At 38.2% G+C, this 1,263-nt stretch carries 2 protein-coding genes; both read left to right on the forward strand.

The window, feature by feature from the left end:
* Window positions 1–495 (forward strand): transposase (locus R2Q94_RS22105; RefSeq protein ID WP_316823645.1); only part of this gene is annotated, 495 nt, incomplete at its 5' end.
* Window positions 417–1,263 (forward strand): IS3 family transposase (locus R2Q94_RS22110; protein WP_316823646.1); only part of this gene is annotated, 847 nt, incomplete at its 3' end. The genes R2Q94_RS22105 and R2Q94_RS22110, both read left to right, overlap by 79 nt.

Here is a 1,263-nt window from a genome sequence, read left to right on the forward strand (position 1 = left end):
CTAAATATAGTTTCTCAAGTAAAAAACGGGAAGCCGATATTGCGCATATCCCGCGAACGGCATATAGTCGAAAAGATGATATTGGAATGGGTTCGAAAATATGATCTTTATGGTGAAAATGGGCTTTTGAAACAGCCTAATATTCGGGCTAGGCCCGATTTCAAGGAGGAAGTTGTAAGGATTGTTCTAGAAAAAAAGATACCTTTAGTACAAGTTGTTCTGAAATATGGAGTAAGTAAAACCGCTTTAGAGCGCTGGGTAAGATCGGTACGAGTCGAGGGTTATGGCGTATTACACCAACAAAAGAACCGTGAAGGACCAACTAAAGTGATGAAGCGATCAAAGAAACATGAACCGGAAACAGAATTAGAGAAGCTACAGGCAGAGAATGCCCGTTTGCGAGCCGAAAACGCACTATTAAAAAAAGTCACGGCCTTAGTGAAGGAAAGAGAAGCCCGCGAACGTATGAGTGGGCAAAAGCCATCGAAGAACTAAGGCCCGAACATGATGTTGCAATTCTATTGGATTGTAAACAGATGGCTCGTTCAGTATTTTATTATCATCTCAAACGTCTGAGTGCTGATGATAAATACAAGAATGAAAAGGAAGAGATTATACGCATATATCACTTGCATAAAGGCAGATATGGGTATCGGCGGGTAACGGCAGAAATGAAGAACTTGGGTTATCATATAAATCATAAGACTGTTCAAAGATTAATGGGAACATTGGATCTAAAGTGTAATATCAGGAAAGTCCGTTATCGCTCATACAAAGGTGTAGTTGGTAAAATTGCCCCCAATGTACTTGAAAGGAATTTCAAGGCAAGTTCGCCTAATCAGAAATGGGCTACAGATGTCACTCAGGTAAACATCAAAGGTGAGAAGATCTACCTATCTCCAATACTTGACCTATTCAATGGAGAAGTTATCTCCTATAGTATCTCCAAAAGTCCTAATATGAAGATGATAGATGAAATGTTATATAAGGCTTTTGATAAAGTAAAAGACACAGAGGGACTTATTTTTCATTCTGATCAAGGCTGGCAATATCAGCATTATGGATATAGAAAGGCTTTAGAGAAAAAAGGAATTATACAGAGCATGTCCAGGAAAGGGAACTGCCTAGATAATGCAGTGGCTGAAAACTTTTTTGGAATCTTAAAGACTGAATTACTGTACTCACAAAGCTTTGAGACAGCAGAAGAGTTTATCCTTTCGGTAAAAGAATATATTCACTATTACAACAATAAAAGAATAAAAA

Source organism: Pedobacter gandavensis (assembly GCF_032678465.1).
GTDB lineage: Bacteria > Bacteroidota > Bacteroidia > Sphingobacteriales > Sphingobacteriaceae > Pedobacter > Pedobacter gandavensis_B.